Origin of the sequence: Mangrovibacter phragmitis (assembly GCF_040429585.1) — a bacterium.
In the GTDB taxonomy this organism is placed as follows: Bacteria; Pseudomonadota; Gammaproteobacteria; order Enterobacterales; family Enterobacteriaceae; genus Mangrovibacter; species Mangrovibacter phragmitis.
Window position 1 is genome coordinate 5,510,656 of sequence record NZ_CP134782.1, and the last position, 22,270, is coordinate 5,532,925.

The 22,270-nt window shown below is 51.3% G+C and carries 14 protein-coding genes, 4 tRNA genes and 3 rRNA genes; 5 read left to right on the top strand and 16 right to left on the bottom strand.

Annotation, left to right across the window (positions count from 1 at the left end):
* Window position 1: 1 nt before the first annotated feature.
* Window positions 2–1,486, top strand: a complete 1,485-nt coding sequence (gene gppA / locus MPHASIOC01_RS26420) for a guanosine-5'-triphosphate,3'-diphosphate diphosphatase (protein ID WP_353613612.1) — start codon at window positions 2–4, stop codon at window positions 1,484–1,486.
* Here gppA and rep read toward each other — a convergent pair.
* Window positions 1,483–3,510, bottom strand: a complete 2,028-nt coding sequence (gene rep / locus MPHASIOC01_RS26425; RefSeq protein ID WP_064596851.1) for a DNA helicase Rep — start codon at window positions 3,508–3,510, stop codon at window positions 1,483–1,485. The two genes, gppA and rep, sit on opposite strands and share 4 nt — an antisense overlap.
* A gap of 123 nt (window positions 3,511–3,633) precedes the next feature.
* On the opposite strand from rep, the gene ppiC reads away from it, so the two are divergent.
* Window positions 3,634–3,915, top strand: coding sequence for a peptidylprolyl isomerase PpiC (gene ppiC, locus MPHASIOC01_RS26430; RefSeq protein WP_064596849.1), 282 nt, complete (start codon window positions 3,634–3,636; stop codon window positions 3,913–3,915).
* A 56-nt stretch (window positions 3,916–3,971) separates the two neighbouring features.
* Here ppiC and ilvC read toward each other — a convergent pair whose 3' ends face one another.
* On the bottom strand, window positions 3,972–5,447 hold the full coding sequence (gene ilvC, locus MPHASIOC01_RS26435; protein WP_064596847.1) for a ketol-acid reductoisomerase: 1,476 nt from the start codon (window positions 5,445–5,447) through the stop codon (window positions 3,972–3,974).
* A 167-nt stretch (window positions 5,448–5,614) separates the two neighbouring features.
* Between ilvC and ilvY the strand changes: the two genes are divergently transcribed.
* Window positions 5,615–6,505 (top strand): HTH-type transcriptional activator IlvY, encoded by an 891-nt coding sequence (gene ilvY, locus MPHASIOC01_RS26440; RefSeq protein ID WP_353613613.1) that lies wholly within the window; start codon window positions 5,615–5,617, stop codon window positions 6,503–6,505.
* Here ilvY and ilvA read toward each other — a convergent pair.
* From ilvA to ilvL, 6 genes are all read right to left on the bottom strand, one after another.
* The gene (gene ilvA / locus MPHASIOC01_RS26445) at window positions 6,502–8,046 is read right to left on the bottom strand and encodes a threonine ammonia-lyase, biosynthetic (protein ID WP_353613614.1); all 1,545 of its coding nucleotides are present in this window, start codon (window positions 8,044–8,046) and stop codon (window positions 6,502–6,504) included. The genes ilvY and ilvA overlap by 4 nt on opposite strands.
* A gap of 2 nt (window positions 8,047–8,048) precedes the next feature.
* Entirely contained in the window at window positions 8,049–9,899 is a 1,851-nt protein-coding gene (ilvD, locus tag MPHASIOC01_RS26450; RefSeq protein WP_064596843.1) for a dihydroxy-acid dehydratase, read from the bottom strand.
* Window positions 9,900–9,975: 76 nt separating this feature from the next.
* Window positions 9,976–10,905, bottom strand: a complete 930-nt coding sequence (gene ilvE / locus MPHASIOC01_RS26455; RefSeq protein WP_064596841.1) for a branched-chain-amino-acid transaminase — start codon at window positions 10,903–10,905, stop codon at window positions 9,976–9,978.
* Window positions 10,906–10,922: 17 nt separating this feature from the next.
* A complete protein-coding gene (ilvM, locus tag MPHASIOC01_RS26460) occupies window positions 10,923–11,180 on the bottom strand; it encodes an acetolactate synthase 2 small subunit (protein WP_064596839.1) in 258 nt (85 codons plus the stop codon).
* Window positions 11,177–12,826, bottom strand: a complete 1,650-nt coding sequence (ilvG, locus tag MPHASIOC01_RS26465) for an acetolactate synthase 2 catalytic subunit (protein ID WP_353613615.1) — start codon at window positions 12,824–12,826, stop codon at window positions 11,177–11,179. The genes ilvM and ilvG overlap by 4 nt, the downstream gene beginning before the upstream one ends.
* 139 nt (window positions 12,827–12,965) lie before the next feature.
* A complete protein-coding gene (ilvL, locus tag MPHASIOC01_RS26470; protein ID WP_074388785.1) occupies window positions 12,966–13,064 on the bottom strand; it encodes an ilv operon leader peptide in 99 nt (32 codons plus the stop codon).
* Between the two features lie 338 nt (window positions 13,065–13,402).
* On the opposite strand from ilvL, the gene MPHASIOC01_RS26475 reads away from it, so the two are divergent.
* Window positions 13,403–14,923 (top strand): YifB family Mg chelatase-like AAA ATPase, encoded by a 1,521-nt coding sequence (locus MPHASIOC01_RS26475; RefSeq protein WP_064596835.1) that lies wholly within the window; start codon window positions 13,403–13,405, stop codon window positions 14,921–14,923.
* 121 nt (window positions 14,924–15,044) lie between these two features.
* On the opposite strand, the gene MPHASIOC01_RS26480 is transcribed toward MPHASIOC01_RS26475, so the two are convergent.
* A complete protein-coding gene (locus MPHASIOC01_RS26480; protein ID WP_064596833.1) occupies window positions 15,045–15,383 on the bottom strand; it encodes a DUF413 domain-containing protein in 339 nt (112 codons plus the stop codon).
* 119 nt (window positions 15,384–15,502) lie between these two features.
* Here MPHASIOC01_RS26480 and hdfR point away from each other — a divergent pair, with 119 nt between their 5' ends.
* On the top strand, window positions 15,503–16,330 hold the full coding sequence (gene hdfR / locus MPHASIOC01_RS26485; protein WP_064596831.1) for an HTH-type transcriptional regulator HdfR: 828 nt from the start codon (window positions 15,503–15,505) through the stop codon (window positions 16,328–16,330).
* A gap of 148 nt (window positions 16,331–16,478) precedes the next feature.
* On the opposite strand, the gene MPHASIOC01_RS26490 is transcribed toward hdfR, so the two are convergent.
* From MPHASIOC01_RS26490 to MPHASIOC01_RS26520, 7 genes are all read right to left on the bottom strand, one after another.
* Window positions 16,479–16,554 (bottom strand) — tRNA-Trp (locus MPHASIOC01_RS26490).
* Window positions 16,555–16,562: 8 nt separating this feature from the next.
* Window positions 16,563–16,639: transfer RNA gene (locus tag MPHASIOC01_RS26495), tRNA-Asp, on the bottom strand.
* Window positions 16,640–16,721: 82 nt separating this feature from the next.
* A 5S ribosomal RNA gene (gene rrf / locus MPHASIOC01_RS26500) occupies window positions 16,722–16,837 on the bottom strand.
* A gap of 98 nt (window positions 16,838–16,935) precedes the next feature.
* Window positions 16,936–19,954: ribosomal RNA gene (locus MPHASIOC01_RS26505) — 23S ribosomal RNA — on the bottom strand.
* Window positions 19,955–20,115: 161 nt separating this feature from the next.
* Window positions 20,116–20,191, bottom strand: a tRNA-Ala gene (locus MPHASIOC01_RS26510).
* 109 nt (window positions 20,192–20,300) lie between these two features.
* Window positions 20,301–20,377, bottom strand: a tRNA-Ile gene (locus MPHASIOC01_RS26515).
* Between the two features lie 75 nt (window positions 20,378–20,452).
* Window positions 20,453–21,994 (bottom strand): 16S ribosomal RNA (locus MPHASIOC01_RS26520).
* The 16S, 23S and 5S rRNA genes sit together here with 4 tRNA genes alongside, the layout of an rRNA operon.
* Window positions 21,995–22,270 lie beyond the last annotated feature (276 nt).

Sequence of the window (22,270 nt, forward strand, 5' to 3'; positions counted from 1 at the left end):
TATGCGCAGCCCAACCTCACTCTATGCCGCTATTGATCTGGGTTCTAACAGTTTCCATATGCTGGTCATACGCGAGGTGGCTGGCAGCATTCAAACGCTATCCCGCATCAAACGTAAAGTCCGTCTTGCTGCTGGCCTGAACAGCAATAATGCGCTTTCTCAGGAAGCGATGGAACGGGGATGGCAGTGCCTGAAATTGTTCGCTGAACGTCTGCAGGATATTCCAGGTACGCAAATCAGGGCTGTAGCCACCGCAACCTTGCGGCTGGCAACCAATGCCGGTGAATTTATTCATCAGGCGGAACAGATCCTGGGTTGCCCGGTTCAGGTTATCAGTGGTGAAGAAGAAGCCCGGCTGATTTACCAGGGTGTGGCACATACTACAGGCGGCGCAGATCAACGCCTGGTTGTAGATATTGGTGGAGCCAGTACTGAACTGGTTACTGGCAGCGGTGCACAGGCCACATCATTATTCAGCTTGTCGATGGGCTGTGTCACCTGGCTGGAACGGTATTTCACCGACAGAGTTCTTGCCAGGGAAAACTTTGATGCTGCAGAGCAGGCAGCCAGCGAAGTCCTCCAGCCCGTTATTGGTGAATTGCGGCGTCATGGGTGGAAAGCCTGTGTCGGGGCTTCAGGCACGGTTCAGGCTCTTCAGGAAATCATGATGGCGCAGGGCATGGATGAGCGTATTACGCTAAACAAACTCCAGCAGCTAAAGCAACGCGCCATTTTGTGTGGCCGCCTTGAAGAACTGGAGATTGAAGGGCTGACGCTGGAACGCGCACTGGTTTTCCCCAGTGGCCTTGCCATCCTGATTGCCATATTTAAAGCCCTGGACGTAGACTGTATGACGCTTGCTGGCGGCGCACTACGTGAAGGCCTGGTATACGGTATGTTGCACCTTACCGTTGATCAGGATATCCGCCAGCGTACACTGCGCAACATTCAACGCCGCTTTATGATTGATTCAGAGCAGGCGGATCGTGTCGCGGCACTCTCTGGGCAGTTTTTCGACCAGGTCGCAGCGCACTGGGCATTAACCCCTTTAGATCGCGATTTATTGCACAGCGCCTGCCTGTTGCATGAAATTGGCTTAAGCGTGGATTTCAAACGTGCACCACAGCATGGCGCATATCTGGTTCGCAACCTTGATTTGCCTGGCTTTACGCCAGCACAGAAAACGTTGCTGGCAACACTACTGCTCAACCAGACAAACCCAGTTGACCTTTCAACACTGAGCCAACAAAACGCCATCGCCCCGCGTGATGCAGAACGGCTATGCCGCCTGCTACGTCTGGCCATTATTTTCGCAGGGCGGCGGCAGGATGGATCCCTTTCAGGCATTCAGCTTGCCGTAAACCAGGATGCGCTGGCAATCCACCTGCCAGGCGGGTGGCTGGCAGCACACCCACTGTGCGCTGAATTACTCGAGCAAGAAGAACACTGGCAAAGCTATGTTCACTGGCAACTAACGCTTAATTAATTGCCTTTTTCGCGCGCTTTTGCCAGTTGTGCTTTCAGGTGGGCCAGGTGACCCTGGCCTTTTTGCATACGCTCCTGAGCACTGACAACCTTACGCTCCGTTTCCCATTGCAAATCATCCTGCGGCAGTTCGAGTAAAAAACGGCTCGGCTCAGGACGAATCAATTCCCCAAATTGCCTGCGCTCCCGGCACAACGTAAAAAACAGCTCTTTCTGTGCACGGGTAATCCCGACATAGGCCAGACGGCGTTCTTCATCGATATTATCTTCATCAATACTGCTCTGGTGAGGTAATAATCCTTCTTCCATGCCAACAAGAAAAACATAAGGAAATTCAAGACCTTTTGACGCATGTAGTGTCATAAGCTGAACCTGATCCTGCTCATCTTCACTTTCGCCACGCTCCATCATGTCACGCAGGGTGAAGCGTGTAACCACCTGGGTCAATGTCATTGGCTCTTCGATATCAGAGCCTTCGAGCATTTCCGTCATCCAGGTAAATAACTGGTTCACGTTTTTCATGCGCATTTCTGCAGCTTTTGGGCTGGGCGAGGTTTCATATAACCAGCTTTCGTAATCCATACCATGGATCAGGTCACGTACCGCCACGACCGGTTCGCGCTCCACCTTACGCATCACATCATCCAGCCAGTGGGTAAAACGCCCCAGTGCTTCACGACCACGCCCTGACAGGGTTTGCTCCAGGCCGAGATCGAAACTGGCCGCAAAAAGACTCTTGTTACGAACTGTTGCCCACTCACCCAGCTTTTGTAATGTAGCCGGCCCAATTTCACGCCGTGGCGTATTCACAATGCGCAAAAAAGCGCTGTCATCATCCGGGTTGGTTAGTACGCGCAAGTATGCCAGCAAGTCTTTAATTTCCGGGCGTGAGAAAAACGATGTGCCACCGGAAATTTTGTAAGGAATACGGTTTTGCATCAGTAGCTTTTCAAATACCCGCGACTGATGGTTCCCACGGTATAAAATTGAGTAGTCTTTATACCCGGTCTTATTAATAAAATGGTGAGCGATAAGCTCGCCCACTACTCGTTCTGCCTCATGGTCTTCGTTATTAGCGGTAATAACCTTCAGCTCCGGGCCGTAACCCAGCTCTGAAAACAGACGTTTTTCAAAAACATGTGGATTATTGGCAATGAGAATATTCGCTGCCTTCAGAATTCGCCCGGAAGAGCGGTAATTTTGCTCCAGCTTAATAACCTGAAGTGCCGGAAAGTCTTTGCTGAGCAGAACCAGATTTTGTGGGCGGGCACCACGCCAGGAGTAAATCGACTGGTCATCATCGCCCACAACAGTAAAACGGGCACGGTTACCCACCAGTAATTTGACCAGTTCATACTGGCTGGTGTTGGTATCCTGATATTCATCCACCAGCAAATAACGAATACGGTTTTGCCAGCGTTCCCGCACTTGTTCATTGCGTTTAAGTAACAGTGTTGGCAGTAAAATCAGGTCATCAAAATCAAGTACATTACAGGCTTTCAAATGGGTATCGTACAGGCTGTAACAGTGCGCGAAAATGCGGTCACGCTCTCCCCGGGCCTGGGCCTGTGCATCTGCCGGGCTCATCAGGTCATTTTTCCAGTTGGAGATAGTGGCAATCAGTTGCTGCAGAACCGTTTTATCTTCTTCAATCAGGCCCTGGGTGAGCTCTTTTAACAGCCCGGTCTGGTCAGTATCGTCAAACAACGAAAAGTTCGCTTTCATGCCCAACGCAGCATACTCACGCTTAATAATTTCAAGGCCAAGCGTATGGAACGTTGAAATCATTAAACCCCGTGCTTCTTTACGCCCCAATGTTTGTGCCACACGTTCTTTCATTTCACGGGCAGCTTTATTAGTAAAGGTGACAGCCGCAATATGCCGGGCCTGGTAACCACAGCCACGGATCAGATGAGCAATTTTATTCGTGATAACACGAGTCTTACCAGAACCAGCACCGGCCAACACCAGGCAGGGGCCTGTAACAAATTCGACGGCTTGTTGTTGGCTGGAATTTAAACGCATGTCTGAAGCTCACCTGGCTAATGGGGAAAAGGATTGTAGCAGAAAGCAGCGGCAGGATTTACCGCGAACTGGAAGGATAATGGTAAAGTAGCCCTAAGTATCTTACTCACCGGGGAAATAAATATGGCCCGCACGGCGGCAGCACTACACATTCTGGTCAGGACTGAGGCAAAAGCCCGGGAGATCATGGAAAAACTGGAGAAAGGGGCAAAATTCGACCAACTGGCTAAACGTTTTTCAACCTGCCCTTCTGGCCGCAACGGCGGGAATCTGGGCGAATTTGCCAAAGGAGCCATGGTTGGGCCGTTTGATAAAGCAGTCTTCAGTTGCCCACTGCTCAAGCCTTATGGCCCGGTAAAAACCCGCTTTGGTTACCATATTATTAAGGTGTTATACCGCCGGTAATATAACAACGCCCCGGCGGGTGCCGGGGCGTGACAGGCGACTCAGGCACAACTGAATTAGCCAGCAACAGCGATACGTTTCATATCCGTCATGTAGCTACGCAGTTTCTTACCAACCACTTCGATTGGGTGGTTGCGGACTGCTTCGTTAACATCACGCAGTTGCGCGTTGTCAACGCTACCAGCCGCAATCGCTTTACCCAGGTCACCCGGTTGCAGAGTAGTCATAAACTCTTTCAGCAACGGAACCGCAGCATTGGCAAACAGGTAGTTACCGTACTCAGCAGTATCGGAAATTACTACGTTCATTTCATACAGGCGTTTACGTGCAATGGTGTTGGCAATCAGCGGCAGTTCATGCAGTGATTCATAGTAAGCAGACTCTTCGATAATGCCTGAAGACACCATGGTTTCAAATGCCAGTTCAACCCCGGCTTTCACCATGGCAATCATCAGCACGCCATTGTCGAAGTACTCTTGTTCAGCGATTTTGCCTTCAAACTGCGGTGCAGTTTCAAATGCAGTTTGGCCGGTTTCTTCACGCCAGGTCAGCAGATTTTTATCGTCGTTAGCCCAGTCAGCCATCATCACACGAGAGAACTCGCCAGAAATGATGTCATCCATGTGTTTCTGGAACAGCGGAGCCATGATGGTTTTCATTTGCTCAGACAGTGCGAACGCACGCAGTTTCGCAGGGTTAGACAAACGGTCCATCATCAGAGTGATGCCACCCTGCTTCAGCGCTTCTGTCACTGTTTCCCAACCGAACTGAATCAGTTTTTCTGCGTACGCCGGGTCGGTGCCTTCGGCAACCAGTTTGTCAAAGCACAGCAATGAACCCGCCTGCAGCATACCGCACAGAATAGTCTGCTCACCCATCAGGTCAGATTTCACTTCAGCCACAAAAGAAGACTCCAGAACACCAGCGCGATGGCCGCCAGTACCTGCAGCCCAGGCTTTCGCGATTGCCATACCTTCACCTTTCGGGTCGTTTTCCGGGTGAACGGCTATCAGGGTCGGAACACCAAAACCACGTTTGTATTCTTCACGCACTTCAGTACCCGGGCATTTCGGCGCAACCATCACTACGGTGATGTCCTGGCGAATTTTCTCACCCACTTCCACCACGTTGAAGCCATGAGAATAGCCGAGCGCAGCACCTTGTTTCATCAACGGCTGCACAGCCTGAACAACTGAAGAGTGCTGTTTGTCCGGAGTCAGGTTAATCACCAGATCAGCCTGCGGGATCAAATCTTCGTAGGTCCCAACTTTAAAACCGTTTTCAGTCGCTTTACGCCATGAAGCACGTTTTTCAGCAATGGCTGCTGCACGCAGTGCATAAGACACATCCAGACCGGAGTCACGCATGTTCAGGCCCTGGTTCAGACCCTGAGCGCCACAGCCGATGATCACAATTTTTTTGCCTTTCAGGAAGCTGGCTTCATCAGCAAATTCATCGCGGCCCATAAAGCGGCATTTACCCAGTTGTGCCAGTTGCTGGCGCAGGTTCAGTGTATTGAAATAATTAGCCATCGTGTTGCTCCATCGGTGTGGTGTTGTGCGTTTTATTCTGCTCGCGTGTGCTATAAGCATGGCGAATGATGCACTCACTATATGTCAGGAAATGCGTTGCTTAAATTGATATATTAACAACGTCACGTTGCATTATCTGCAATATCAACTTTCCGGGAGATAAGCGTATGGATTTACGCGATCTGAAAACGTTTTTACACCTGGCAGAAAGCCGCCATTTTGGCCGTAGCGCCCGGGCGATGCATGTCAGCCCCTCGACATTGTCACGCCAGATCCAACGCCTGGAAGAAGATTTAGCCCAGCCGCTGTTTATCCGTGACAATCGCACAGTACAATTAACCGAAGCGGGTGAAGAGCTGCGTCAGTTTGCTCAGCAAACATTGTTGCAATACCAGCAGTTGCGCCATGCCATTGACCAGAAAGGGCCATCGTTATCGGGTGAGTTGCATTTATTCTGCTCTGTCACTGCCGCATACAGCCATTTACCGCCCATACTTGACCGCTTTCGGGCTGAGCACCCTTCCGTTGAAATTAAACTCACGACCGGCGACGCCGCAGATGCAGTAGAAAAAGTGGTATCTGGCGAGGCAGACCTTGCTATTGCTGGCAAGCCGGAGCATCTCCCGGCGGCGGTAGCATTTTCGATTCTGGAACATCTTCCTGTCGCGCTGATAGCACCCGCTTTGCCTTGTCCGGTACGTAATCAGGTGAGTGCCGAAGAACCTGACTGGAGCACAATACCGTTCATTCTGCCCGACCAGGGACCGGTACGTCGCCGTATTGAATTATGGTTTCGCCGCCAGAAAGTGAGTAACCCGGCTATTTATGCCACGGTTGGCGGGCATGAAGCGATGGTCTCCATGGTTGCTCTGGGTTGTGGTGTTGCTCTTATCCCGGAAGTGGTACTGGATAACAGCCCGGAACCGGTTCGCAACCGGGTGATGATTCTGGACCGGAGTGATGAAAAAACCCCGTTTGAACTGGGTGTGTGCGTACAAAAAAAGCGGCTGCATGAGCCGCTTGTTGAAGCATTCTGGAAAATACTGCCGGGCAACTAACCTGCCAGGAAAAACCGAAAAGCCGGGTTATTGGTTTCGTTATGGCAATCATAGCCCAGTTCATGTAACCGGCTTTCAAAATCCGGTTCATGGCTGCCCAGTTCAAACGCCGCCAGCACACGCCCAAAATCCGTGCCGTGGCTGCGGTAGTGGAACAGGGAAATATTCCAGTGCGTGCCTAATGTATGCAGGAATTTCAGCAATGCACCAGGTGATTCCGGAAATTCAAAACTGTACAGGCGCTCCTGTAAAGGCTGAGATGGGCGGCCACCAACCATATAACGAACATGGAGTTTCGCCATTTCGTCATCTGACAAATCCACTACGCCATAACCGCCCTGTGTCAGAAGGTTAATTATCTCCTGGCGTTCTTCCAGCCCCCGGCTGAGCCTGACACCAACAAAAATACAGGCTTCTTTGGCATCCGCGTAACGGTAATTAAATTCAGTTACCGCACGCCCTCCCAGTAACTGGCAAAATTTAAGGAAACTGCCTTTCTCTTCCGGAATAGTGACAGCAAGCAATGCTTCACGCTGTTCACCCAGTTCACAACGTTCAGACACATAACGCAGCCCATGGAAGTTGACGTTAGCCCCCGAAAGGATATGTGCCAGGCGCTCCCCCCGGATACCATGCTGTTGCACGTACTTCTTCATCCCTGCCAGCGCCAGTGCACCAGAGGGTTCTGCCACAGCACGCACGTCTTCAAACAAATCTTTCATTGCGGCGCAAATGGCATCGCTGTCGACAGTGACAATATCGTCAAGATAAGTCTGGCACAGGCGGAAGGTTTCATCGCCAATGCGCTTAACTGCCACACCTTCAGCAAACAAGCCTACCCGGGGTAAATCCACCGGGTGCCCCGCATCCAGCGCCGCTTTCAGGCAGGCTGAATCTTCGGACTCAACGGCAATCACTTTAATTTGCGGCATCAGTTGTTTAATCAACACGGCAACACCAGCAGCCAGACCGCCCCCGCCAACCGGAACAAATATCCGGTCGATATGGGCATCCTGCTGCAGCAGTTCCATTGCCAGAGTACCTTGCCCGGCAATTACAGCCGGGTGATCAAACGGAGGCACATAGGTGAAGCCTTGCTGTTCAGAAAGCGCAATGGCCTTTGCTTTCGCTTCATCAAAGTTAGCACCAAACAACAGCACCTCGCCGCCAAAACTGCGCACTGCATCCACTTTGATGTCAGCCGTCGTCACTGGCATCACAATCAATGATTTGATCCCAAGACGCGTGGAGGACAACGCAACCCCTTGCGCATGATTACCCGCAGAGGCGGTAATCACACCATGGGACTTCTGCTCTTCCGTCAGGCTGGCGATCATGGCGTAAGCGCCACGCAGCTTAAAGCTGTGCACGGGTTGCCGGTCTTCACGCTTAACCAGAACCACGTTATCCAGCCGGGCGGAGATTTTATCCATTTTCTGTAATGGAGTGACCTGAGCCACTTCATACACAGGTGCGCGCAGTACCGCGCGCAGATATTCTGCTCCCCCAGGATTTGCTGACAGGGGCTGCGATTCAGACATGATCAGCCCCCCAGTTTGCTTTTATCACGAACAGCGCCTTTGTCGGCACTGGTGGCCAGGCTGGCATATGCTCGTAACGCGAAGGACACCTGGCGGTCACGGGATCGCGGTGTCCACGCCTGTGAGCCACGCGCTTCCTGTGCTTCACGGCGGGTAGCCAGCACCTGGTCAGTGACATCCAGTTGGATACTACGCTGGGGGATATCGATAGCAATCATATCGCCATCTTCAATCAACCCAATGTTCCCGCCATTCGCAGCTTCCGGAGAAACGTGCCCAATTGACAGACCAGAAGTGCCGCCAGAAAAACGCCCATCAGTGATCAGCGCACAGGCTTTACCCAGCCCCATCGATTTCAGGAAACTGGTGGGATACAACATTTCCTGCATCCCCGGGCCACCTTTAGGCCCTTCATAACGGATAACCACAACGTCACCCGCCACAACTTTACCGCCAAGAATCGCTTCTACGGCATCGTCCTGGCTTTCGTACACTTTAGCCGGGCCACGGAATACCAGACTTCCTTCATCCACACCCGCCGTTTTCACAATGCAGCCATTTTCAGCGAAATTGCCATACAGCACGGCTAACCCGCCATCCTGGCTATAGGCATGTTCGCGGGAGCGAATGCAGCCATTTTCACGGTCGGTATCCAGGCTGTCCCAGCGGCAGGACTGTGAAAATGCCTGCGTGGTACGAATACCTGCAGGGCCTGCGGTATACATTGATTTTACAGCATCATCTTGTGTCGCCATCACATCATAAGCAGCCAGCGCGTCGCTCAGTGTGCCACCAAGAATGTTATTCACACCAGTGTGCAGCAGGCCAGCTCTGTCCAGCTCACCCAAAATACCCATTACACCACCTGCGCGGTGTACATCTTCCATATGATATTTCTGCGTACTGGGTGCCACTTTGCACAGTTGAGGTACTTTGCGGGATAACCGGTCGATATCTTCCATGGTGAAATCAACTTCCGCTTCCTGCGCCGCCGCCAATAAGTGCAATACGGTGTTAGTAGAACCCCCCATCGCAATATCCAGCGTCATTGCGTTCTCAAAAGCCGCTTTGCTGGCAATGTTACGCGGCAGCGCGCTTTCGTCGTCCTGTTCGTAGTAACGCTTCGTCAGCGCAACAATACGTTTACCGGCATTAACAAACAGCTCTTTACGATCAGAGTGGGTAGCCAGCAATGAGCCATTACCTGGCTGAGATAACCCCAGCGCTTCGGTCAGGCAGTTCATTGAGTTGGCAGTAAACATGCCAGAACAGGAGCCACAGGTCGGGCAGGCAGAGCGTTCAACCTGCTCGCTTTGTTCATCGCTCACATTCGGGTTACCGCCCTGGATCATGGCATCAATCAAGTCCAGCTTGATGATTTGATCAGACAGTTTGGTTTTCCCGGCTTCCATGGGGCCACCAGAAACGAAAATAACAGGAATATTCAGGCGCAAGGATGCCATTAACATCCCCGGGGTGATTTTATCGCAGTTAGAGATACACACCATGGCATCGGCACAGTGTGCATTCACCATGTATTCGACAGAATCCGCGATAAGTTCGCGCGATGGCAGAGAATAAAGCATGCCCCCGTGCCCCATGGCGATACCGTCATCCACGGCAATGGTGTTGAATTCTTTTGCCACACCACCAGCCGCTTCGATTTGCTCAGCAACCAGTTTACCCAGGTCGCGCAAATGAACGTGGCCAGGCACAAATTGAGTAAAAGAGTTCACCACCGCAATAATCGGTTTGCCGAAATCTGAGTCGGTCATTCCGGTTGCGCGCCACAGTGCGCGGGCTCCAGCCATATTACGGCCATGAGTTGTGGTGGCAGAACGATACTTAGGCATGCTTTATTCACTCCAGTCTGTATATTTTCCCGGCCGGGGAACGGCTGGCCGGGACATCTTTTGTTGTGTTGTGCAATTACGGGTTAACGGGATCCAACCAGCCCCATTTATCTTCGGTTTCACCCGTAAACAGGCCAAAAAATGCCTGCTGAATACGTTTGGTGACCGGGCCGCAACGGCCTGCACCAACCTGGATACCATCAACACTACGCACAGGGGTAATTTCAGCAGCGGTACCCGACATAAAGACTTCGTCAGCAAGGTACAGGGATTCGCGGGAAAGTACCTGCTCACGGACTTCAATACCCAGCTCTTTCGCCAGTTTAATAATGGCATCACGCGTAATGCCTGGCAGTGCAGACGAAGTGAATGGCGGAGTGAACAGAATGCCCTCTTTGACTTCAAACAAGTTTTCACCCGCACCTTCTGACAGGTAACCATTTACATCCAGTGCAATCCCTTCCTGGTAACCGTGACGGCGTGCTTCGCTGCCAACCAACAGAGAAGAAAGGTAGTTACCACCAGCTTTAGCCGCTGTAGGGATGGTATTTGCAGCAGCACGGTTCCATGAGGAAACCATCGCATCAATACCCTGATCAAGCGCTTCCGCACCCAGGTAAGCCCCCCATGGAAACGCTGCAATGATGACGTCGGTAGAATAGCCATCTGGCGGATTCACGCCCATACCAACATCACCGACAAAAATCAGCGGACGAATATAGGCGCTGGTCAGGTTGTTTTTACGCAGCACCTGGCGGCAGGCTTCCATCAGTTCATCAATACTCTGGGAAACCGGGAAACGATAGATTTTTGCTGAATCATGCAAACGTTGCATGTGTTCACGATGACGGAACACTACCGGCCCTTTGTGAGAATCGTAGCAACGGATACCTTCAAATACAGAAGTACCGTAGTGGAGTGCGTGAGACATCACATGCACTTTCGCTTCACCCCAGGGAACCATCTCGCCATTGAACCAAATGTAGTCAGCTTTTTTCGTCGTCATTGTTCTTCCTTTTACGCTCATGCGCGTATTTGTTGTGATGTTGGCTGCTGGTAAGCGACATAAGCGACATCAACCAGCTTGCTTAATTGACTAAACAGTAATTCGACTGGCCGTGGGCTGGCAACGGTCAATTCGATATTAATTTCATCCGGGTTGGCAGATGATGCCATATTCATCGCACACACCTGAAAACCACGGTGACGGACAACGCGTAAGACACGCTCCAGCGTTTCCGGACGAAAACGGGCCTGTACAGCTAACTGATGTTGCATCATGACAATTTCTCCAGCATTTGTGAGTTGCTGGCACCAGGTGGTACCAGAGGCCAGACGTTTTCGTATTCATCGATGGAAACGTGAAGCAGGTAAGGCCCGTCACTGTTCAGTAGCGCGTCTAAGGCTGCTTCGACCTGGTCTTTACGGGTAATTTTCTGGCCTGGAATGCCAAAGGCGCTGGCCAGCGTGAGGAAATCGGGGTTATCGGTGAGAGTGGTTTCGCTATAACGTTCAGAGAAGAATAATTGCTGCCATTGCCGAACCATACCTAATCGCTGGTTATCCAGCAAAACGATTTTCAAAGGTAACTGTTTTCGTTTTACTGTACCCAGTTCCTGAACATTCATCATGAAAGACCCATCACCTGAAATACAGATAACGGTATCATCGGGGCGGGCGACCTGCGCGCCCACCGCCGCCGGTAAACCAAACCCCATGGTACCCAGCCCACTTGATGTGATGAAGTTTTCAGGCCGGGTGAATCCCATGTGTTGCGCCGCCCACATCTGGTGCTGACCTACATCAGTTGTCACCACGCTGTTAGTCGGTTTGCGTTCAGATAATTGTTTGAGCAACAACGGGGCATAAATAGCCTCGCCTGGATGGTCATATCGCCATGGATGAGTATCACGCAATACACGCACCTGGTGCTGCCAGTCATGGATTTCGAGAGCTTGCTGTAAAGCAGGTAAAACCTGGTTCAGGTCGCCACACAAAGAAACATGCGCCTGGCGCAATTTGTTCATCTCTGCCGGATCGATATCTAAATGAATCACACTGGCATGGGGAGCAAAAGTGTTTAATTTCCCTGTGACACGATCATCAAAACGGGCGCCAACCGCAATCAACAAATCACACTCCTGCACAGCAAGATTTGCTGCTTTGGTTCCGTGCATGCCCAGCATACCGAGATAAAGTGGATCTGCCGGGTCCACTGCGCCCAAACCTTTTAACGTGACGACAGCAGGAATCCCGGTGCTTGCCATAAACTCCCGTAAAGTTGGCACTGCCTGCGCCATGCCAACGCCGCCACCGACATACAACATTGGTTTGTGAGAAGACAGCATCATATCACGCGCCTGGGCGATATCCGCCTCACTGTAGTCGGCCACAGGTTCTTCAACACTTGCCAGCCAGGGCTCTGGTTCCCCTACCGCTAACTGAATATCTTTGGGGATATCCACAAGCACAGGGCCCGGCCGGCCGCTATTGGCCACCTCAAATGCTTCAGCAATTACACGAGTTAACTCTTCCAGGGATTCAACAAGGAAGCTGTGTTTGGTGCAGGCCAGAGATAAACCCAGGACATCCACTTCCTGAAAGGCATCGGTACCAATTAACGGCGCTGCCACCTGGCCAGTGATTGCTACGACTGGAACGGAGTCCAGTAACGCATCAGCCAGGCCAGTTATCAGATTAGTGGCACCGGGCCCGGAAGTGGCAATACAGACTCCGGTTTTCCCCGTTGCACGGGCATATCCAATCGCAGCCATCGCAGCACCTTGCTCATGCCGGCACAAGAGGTGTTCCACGCCGCCGTCATACAATGCATCGTATACCGGCATGATTGCCCCGCCAGGGTAACCGAAAACGGTGTTAACCCCCTGTGTCCGCAAAGCATGTACTACCCAATGTGCGCCATTCATAGTTAGTTCCCCGTCTCACTATTACAGAAACAGGATTTTATGCTGCTACGCATTTTCTGTTCCTTTTTGTCATTGCATCAGTTAATAAAAAACCCCCGGACCTTTCGGTGCGGGGGTTTTCGAGATTCAGGCTTGATTTTTAAGCCATTCTTCGCCGATGTGCAGCCCCGCACGGTGGAATAATAATCACCACCACGCTAATCACGACAAGGCTAATCACTCGTAGAAGGGCTGTCATTTTATGTTCGATCTTGTATCTCGCTCGAAGTAATACCTAAAGAGTTACCATAGATAGCTTATCTGTGACAAGATTTTTTTATATTTAATTTTTGAAGCAGATGGCAAATTCTTAACAAACATCTTGTTTTCAATGAAAAAAATAATCACTGAAATTATTTCACTAAAAATGACTGAGACAGCACATGGTAATAAAAAATGATTCCTGCGTACCACGCTGAAAATTTTTGCAACGATAGCATCCTCCCCTGAATAGTTTTCAGAGTCTGTCGCAGTAATGGTTAATTGCTATCGTGTGCCCACCAGTAGGCAGGCACAATACCCGGCAAGGAGAAAATCATGTCACTATCCATTGTCTTCACTCGTGCAGCTCTGGGTATCACCGCGCCGTTGATAACAGTGGAAGTACATATCAGCGCCGGGTTACCAGGATTAACTATCGTCGGGCTACCAGAAACAACGGTTAAAGAAGCCCGCGACCGGGTTCGTTCAGCATTAATCAATAGCGGATATACGTTTCCTGCCCGCAAGGTGACAATTAATTTAGCTCCAGCGGATTTACCCAAAGAAGGTGGGCGATATGACCTGCCTATTGCTGTTGCTTTGCTGGCCGCATCAGGCCAACTTTCAGCCAGTCGTCTGCCAGAATTCGAATTTGTTGGTGAACTGGCTCTTACCGGGAACCTGAGAGGTGTACCTGGTGCAATTTCCTGCGCACGAGAAGCACAGCAGTGTGGCAGGCAACTCATTGTGGCCCGAGATAATGCAGAAGAAGTCGGATTGATTGATCCTGAAAGTAGCCTGATCGCCGATCATTTGCAGCAGGTTTGCGCATTTCTGGAAAAACAACAAACGCTGGACTCACCCCCCATTCTCACCGAAATCCCTCCTGAGATTACATGCGATTTGGCCGATATTATTGGTCAGCAGCAAGGCAAAAGAGCACTTGAGATAACGGCTGCTGGCGGACACAATTTATTATTACTTGGCCCTCCCGGCACCGGAAAAACTATGCTGGCATCACGGCTTAATGGCCTGTTACCGCCATTAAGCGATTCAGAGGCACTTGAAAGTGCTGCAATTACCAGCCTGGTTTCTCCTCTCATGCTACAAAGGAAATGGCGTCAAAGGCCATTCAGGGCGCCTCATCACAGCGCATCTCTCACATCAATGGTGGGAGGAGGCAGTATTCCCCTGCCCGGAGAGGTCTCCCTTGCGCACAATGGTGTCTTGTTTCTGGATGAATTGCCCGAGTTTGAAAGGCGGGTACTGGATGCGCTACGGGAACCTATTGAATCAGGGGAAATTCACATATCGCGCACACGAGCAAAATTAACCTACCCGGCACGTTTTCAACTTATTGCCGCTATGAACCCAAGCCCGACAGGCCACTATGAAGGCAGGCATAACCGCAGCACTCCGGATCAGGTACTTAAATATCTCAGCCGGTTATCTGGCCCATTTATCGACCGCTTTGATTTAACGCTGGAGATCCCGCTGCTTCCCCCCGGTTCATTGAGTAAACCAGAAAGAGGCACAGAAACAACAGACCAGGTGCGAGAAAGGGTCCTGCATGCCAGACAACGCCAGCATTCACGCCAGCAAAAAATTAATGCGCATTTATCTAATCAGGAGATCCGCCAATATTGTCCGTTACAACCTCAGGATGCTGTCTGGCTTGAGGAGACACTGCATAAACTGGGGTTATCCATTCGTGCATGGCAACGACTGATTAAAGTTGCGAGAACAATTGCTGATCTTGAGCAGGCTACGGATATTGGCCGCACGCACCTGTTGGAGGCATTGAGTTATCGGGCAATGGACAGACTGCTGTTACGTTTGCAAAGACAGGTAGGCTAAACAATACAAGCAGCGAAGTAGAACAACTGGGCCGGGCAAAGACACCGTCTTTACAATGGTGACCAACCCACTACGGGTACAAACACTACGGGTACAAAAAAGGAGCCGAAGCTCCTTTTTATTAATCATCACTGTCTGAATAGTCTTCCACACTATCCATCTGCGGTTTGCCGCCGGACAAAGTGTGGAAGCGCTTTGGACGCTTAATCCGTGTGACATACTTAGCCCATACACGTTCAGCTTCAGTGGCTGGCGCACGTTCGCCACGGCACACAGCAACAAACTGTTTCTCTTCTTCCGTAACGGGCTCACGCTTGCCGATATCCAGCTCATTAAACGCATAACCAAAACGTTCCAGTATCTGCGCTTCCTTGATGGTGAAATCACCATGGCGTGAAAAACCACGTGGGTAGTATTTGTTGTCGAAAAACCGATTAGTCGTCGTAAAGCTTTCCGCCATCCTGCACGCTCCTAATTCTTTTGTCAGGCTATTTATGGCGCGGAGTATTAGTTACGCTTGACAGAGTGTAAAACAAAACATTTAAATCATAACGACAAAAATTTTTTTACGAGGTGAGTGTGGATACAGAATTGCTGAAAACATTTCTGGAAGTGAGCAAAACAAGACATTTTGGCAGAGCGGCTGAAGCACTCTATTTAACTCAATCAGCTGTGAGTTTTCGCATCAGGCAACTTGAAAATCAGTTAGGCGTAAACCTGTTTACCCGGCACCGCAATAATATTCGTCTGACCAGTGCAGGTGAGCGTTTATTACCCTATGCTGAGAATCTGATGAACACCTGGCTCGCGGCTAAAAAAGATGTTGCCCATACTTCTAATCATAATGAAATATCAATTGGCGCAAGCGCTGCACTCTGGGAATGTATGCTGGGCCCCTGGCTTGCCAGTATTTATGCTTTACACCCCGGAATACAACTGGAAGCAAGAATCGCTCAGCGTCAGTCACTGGTTAAGCAAGTACATGAGCGGCAGCTCGATCTGCTGGTAACGACAGAACCGCCTAAAATGGACGAGTTTGTCAGCCAGCAGTTGCTGACTTTTGATCTTAACCTGTTCTGCGCCACGCCGTCGAAACACCACAGTGAACTGAACTATTTACGGCTGGAGTGGGGGCCCGATTTCCAGCATCACAATGCAGAAAAAGCTTCTGTAGAAGGTACACCAGTGCTAACCACCACTTCGGCTAACATCACCCGCTCTTTGTTGAAAACACTGGATGGCTATACCTGGCTACCGGTCCGATGGGCTCAAACCATGCCAGATCTGAGTGTGGTTGCTCACAGTAAGCCCATCCAACGGCCTTTATATGCTATCTGGTTGCAAAATAGCGATAAACAGCAGCAAATACATGATCTGTTGAGAAATCCCTTTCCTGGCCATGAATGACCGGAGGGATGAGAGATGTGAGTCATTTGCTTACAGAAATTGCTCAGATGACGATTATCGTATGTCTGAGCAAAATGGGCGAGTAAACAGGACTGGGATGGCAAATTTTGGACAAAAAAAATCCTTAGCCTGAGCTAAGGATGTTTTCTGGCAGGGGCGGAGGGACTCGAACCCCCAACACCCGGTTTTGGAGACCGGTGCTCTACCAATTGAACTACGCCCCTAAATAGGGTGGCGGAACGGACGGGACTCGAACCCGCGACCCCCTGCGTGACAGGCAGGTATTCTAACCAACTGAACTACCGCTCCACCGAATTTTTCTGCAACAGCCATTACAATGGCTTATTACTTTTTCTTTCCACACCCGCATGATGCAGATGCTTAAATTAAAGCCTGGCAGTTCCCTACTCTCGCATGGGGAGACCCCACACTACCATCGGCGCTACGGCGTTTCACTTCTGAGTTCGGCATGGGGTCAGGTGGGACCACCGCGCTCTTGCCGCCAGGCATATTCTGTTTCATTCACCGCCTCACGGCCATGAATCTTATCCGTTAACAGGCTGAAAATCGTCGTCTCTCTCACACCAAAACATCTTTGGCGTTGTAAGGTTAAGCCTCACGGTTCATTAGTACCGGTTAGCTCAACGCATCGCTGCGCTTACACACCCGGCCTATCAACGTCGTCGTCTTCAACGTTCCTTCAGGACTCTCAAAGAGTCAGGGAGAACTCATCTCGGGGCAAGTTTCGTGCTTAGATGCTTTCAGCACTTATCTCTTCCGCATGTAGCTACCGGGCAGTGCCATTGGCATGACAACCCGAACACCAGTGATGCGTCCACTCCGGTCCTCTCGTACTAGGAGCAGCCCCCCTCAATTCTCCAGCGCCCACGGCAGATAGGGACCGAACTGTCTCACGACGTTCTAAACCCAGCTCGCGTACCACTTTAAATGGCGAACAGCCATACCCTTGGGACCTACTTCAGCCCCAGGATGTGATGAGCCGACATCGAGGTGCCAAACACCGCCGTCGATATGAACTCTTGGGCGGTATCAGCCTGTTATCCCCGGAGTACCTTTTATCCGTTGAGCGATGGCCCTTCCATTCAGAACCACCGGATCACTATGACCTGCTTTCGCACCTGCTCGCGCCGTCACGCTCGCAGTCAAGCTGGCTTATGCCATTGCACTAACCTCCTGATGTCCGACCAGGATTAGCCAACCTTCGTGCTCCTCCGTTACACTTTAGGAGGAGACCGCCCCAGTCAAACTACCCACCAGACACTGTCCCCACGCCAGATTATGGCGCCAGGTTAGAACATCAAACATTAAAGGGTGGTATTTCAAGGTTGGCTCCATGCAGACTGGCGTCCACACTTCAAAGCCTCCCACCTATCCTACACATCAAGGCTCAATGTTCAGTGTCAAGCTATAGTAAAGGTTCACGGGGTCTTTCCGTCTTGCCGCGGGTACACCGCATCTTCACGGCGAGTTCAATTTCACTGAGTCCCGGGTGGAGACAGCCTGGCCATCATTACGCCATTCGTGCAGGTCGGAACTTACCCGACAAGGAATTTCGCTACCTTAGGACCGTTATAGTTACGGCCGCCGTTTACCGGGGCTTCGATCAGGAGCTTCGCTTGCGCTGACCCCATCAATTAACCTTCCGGCACCGGGCAGGCGTCACACCGTATACGTCCACTTTCGTGTTTGCACAGTGCTGTGTTTTTAATAAACAGTTGCAGCCAGCTGGTATCTTCGACTGACTTCAGCTCCATCCGCGAGGGACTTCACCTACATGTCAGCGTGCCTTCTCCCGAAGTTACGGCACCATTTTGCCTAGTTCCTTCACCCGAGTTCTCTCAAGCGCCTTGGTATTCTCTACCTGACCACCTGTGTCGGTTTGGGGTACGATTTCGTGTTACCTGGAGCTTAGAGGCTTTTCCTGGAAGCAGGGCATCTGTCACTTCAGCACCGTAGTGCCTCGTCATCACGCCTCAGTGTTAATGAGTAACCGGATTTGCCTGGTCACTCCACCTTCACGCTTAAACCGGGACAACCGTCGCCCGGATGACACAGCCTTCTCCGTCCCCCCTTCGCAGTAACACCAAGTACAGGAATATTAACCTGTTTCCCATCGACTACGCCTTTCGGCCTCGCCTTAGGGGTCGACTCACCCTGCCCCGATTAACGTTGGACAGGAACCCTTGGTCTTCCGGCGTGCGGGTTTTTCACCCGCATTATCGTTACTTATGTCAGCATTCGCACTTCTGATACCTCCAGCATGCCTCACAGCACACCTTCACCGGCTTACAGAACGCTCCCCTACCCAACAACACTTAGTGTCGCTGCCGCAGCTTCGGTGCATGGTTTAGCCCCGTTACATCTTCCGCGCAGGCCGACTCGACCAGTGAGCTATTACGCTTTCTTTAAATGATGGCTGCTTCTAAGCCAACATCCTGGCTGTCTGGGCCTTCCCACATCGTTTCCCACTTAACCATGACTTTGGGACCTTAGCTGGCGGTCTGGGTTGTTTCCCTCTTCACGACGGACGTTAGCACCCGCCGTGTGTCTCCCGTGATAACATTCTCCGGTATTCGTAGTTTGCATCGGGTTGGTAAGCCGGGATGGCCCCCTAGCCGAAACAGTGCTCTACCCCCGGAGATGAATTCACGAGGCGCTACCTAAATAGCTTTCGGGGAGAACCAGCTATCTCCCGGTTTGATTGGCCTTTCACCCCCAGCCACAGGTCATCCGCTAATTTTTCAACATTAGTCGGTTCGGTCCTCCAGTTAGTGTTACCCAACCTTCAACCTGCCCATGGCTAGATCACCGGGTTTCGGGTCTATACCCTGCAACTGGACGCCCGGTTAAGACTCGGTTTCCCTGCGGCTCCCCTATACGGTTAACCTTGCTACAGAATATAAGTCGCTGACCCATTATACAAAAGGTACGCAGTCACCCCACCCCAAAACGCTCCACTGCCTGATTTTTTAAGTTGAACGTCGCTTACGCTCCGTTAACCGTCAGTCGCGCTGTCGTTACGCATTTTGCGCACCACGCAAAGCGAAACGCTTTGGTGGTGGGGCTCCCACTGCTTGTACGTACACGGTTTCAGGTTCTTTTTCACTCCCCTCGCCGGGGTTCTTTTCGCCTTTCCCTCACGGTACTGGTTCACTATCGGTCAGTCAGGAGTATTTAGCCTTGGAGGATGGTCCCCCCATATTCAGACAGGATACCACGTGTCCCGCCCTACTCATCGAGCTCACAACAGGTGCGCTTTCGTGTACGGGGCTTTCACCCTGTATCGCCGGCCATTCCGGACCGTTCCACTAACACACCTGCTGATTCAGACTCTGGGCTCTTCCCCGTTCGCTCGCCGCTACTTGGGGAATCTCGGTTGATTTCTTTTCCTCGGGGTACTTAGATGTTTCAGTTCTCCCGGTTCGCCTCATTAACCTATGGATTCAGTTAATGATAGTGTGACGAGTCACACTGGGTTTCCCCATTCGGACATCGCCGGTTATAACGGTTCATATCACCTCACCGGCGCTTTTCGCAGATTAGCACGTCCTTCATCGCCTCTGACTGCCAGGGCATCCACCGTGTACGCTTAGTCGCTTAACCTCACAACCCGAAGATGTCTTCGTGCTGTAAGTTTTGAGAGACTCACGAACAACTTGCGTTGTTCTGTGTTTCAATTTTCAGCTTGTTCCGGATTTTTAAAGAGCATAATACTTCACAGCATACTGATTCAGTACACTCTGAACTATTTTAACGGACAGGGATGGTGGAGCTATGCGGGATCGAACCGCAGACCTCCTGCGTGCAAAGCAGGCGCTCTCCCAGCTGAGCTATAGCCCCATCGTTTGGCAACTTTCTGATACCGATAATTCGCTTTCAGACAAGACGCGAAAAGGCGACGCATAGTAAACTATGCGAGCGTTTTTGCAACGCAGTATGAAAGGGAATTTGGTAGGCCTGAGTGGACTTGAACCACCGACCTCACCCTTATCAGGGGTGCGCTCTAACCACCTGAGCTACAAGCCTGCAGAAGTTTTACTGCCCGTTTTTCTTTTCATCAGACAATCTATGTGAGCACTGCAAAAGACCGTATCTTTAAGGTAAGGAGGTGATCCAACCGCAGGTTCCCCTACGGTTACCTTGTTACGACTTCACCCCAGTCATGAATCACAAAGTGGTAAGCGCCCTCCCGAAGGTTAAGCTACCTACTTCTTTTGCAACCCACTCCCATGGTGTGACGGGCGGTGTGTACAAGGCCCGGGAACGTATTCACCGCGGCATTCTGATCCGCGATTACTAGCGATTCCGACTTCATGGAGTCGAGTTGCAGACTCCAATCCGGACTACGACGCACTTTATGAGGTCCGCTTACTCTCGCAAGTTCGCTTCTCTTTGTATGCGCCATTGTAGCACGTGTGTAGCCCTGGTCGTAAGGGCCATGATGACTTGACGTCATCCCCACCTTCCTCCAGTTTATCACTGGCAGTCTCCTTTGAGTTCCCGGCCTAACCGCTGGCAACAAAGGATAAGGGTTGCGCTCGTTGCGGGACTTAACCCAACATTTCACAACACGAGCTGACGACAGCCATGCAGCACCTGTCTCAGAGCTCCCGAAGGCACTCCCGCATCTCTGCAGGATTCTCTGGATGTCAAGACCAGGTAAGGTTCTTCGCGTTGCATCGAATTAAACCACATGCTCCACCGCTTGTGCGGGCCCCCGTCAATTCATTTGAGTTTTAACCTTGCGGCCGTACTCCCCAGGCGGTCGACTTAACGCGTTAGCTCCGGAAGCCACGCCTCAAGGGCACAGCCTCCAAGTCGACATCGTTTACGGCGTGGACTACCAGGGTATCTAATCCTGTTTGCTCCCCACGCTTTCGCACCTGAGCGTCAGTCTTCGTCCAGGAGGCCGCCTTCGCCACCGGTATTCCTCCAGATCTCTACGCATTTCACCGCTACACCTGGAATTCTACCTCCCTCTACGAGACTCCAGCCTGCCAGTTTCGAATGCAGTTCCCAGGTTGAGCCCGGGGATTTCACATCCGACTTGACAGACCGCCTGCGTGCGCTTTACGCCCAGTAATTCCGATTAACGCTTGCACCCTCCGTATTACCGCGGCTGCTGGCACGGAGTTAGCCGGTGCTTCTTCTGTCAGTAACGTCAATTGATGAACGTATTAAGCTCACCACCTTCCTCCTGACTGAAAGTACTTTACAACCCGAAGGCCTTCTTCATACACGCGGCATGGCTGCATCAGGCTTGCGCCCATTGTGCAATATTCCCCACTGCTGCCTCCCGTAGGAGTCTGGACCGTGTCTCAGTTCCAGTGTGGCTGGTCATCCTCTCAGACCAGCTAGGGATCGTCGCCTTGGTGAGCCGTTACCTCACCAACAAGCTAATCCCATCTGGGCACATCTGATGGCAAGAGGCCCGAAGGTCCCCCTCTTTGGTCTTGCGACGTTATGCGGTATTAGCCACCGTTTCCAGTAGTTATCCCCCTCCATCAGGCAGTTTCCCAGACATTACTCACCCGTCCGCCGCTCGCCGGCAAAGAAGCAAGCTTCTTCCCGCTGCCGCTCGACTTGCATGTGTTAGGCCTGCCGCCAGCGTTCAATCTGAGCCATGATCAAACTCTTCAATTTAAAGTTTGATGCTCAAAGAATTAAACTGTTTATTCGTAATGAATTAACTGTTAGTCACTCTTTAAGACTTGATAATTTTTAGCGTCTTGCGACGTTAAGATATCAGTGCTTATGAGTGCCCACACAGATTGTCTGATAAATTGTTAAAGAGCAGTGCCACCGTATTTCCGGGTGGCGCGGGCTGCGTATATTACGCTTTCCCGCTACAGAGTCAAGCATTTATTTTTACTTAACTTTGCCTGACAGGCCGGTTTGTTTGCCGTTGTGCCGTGTCAG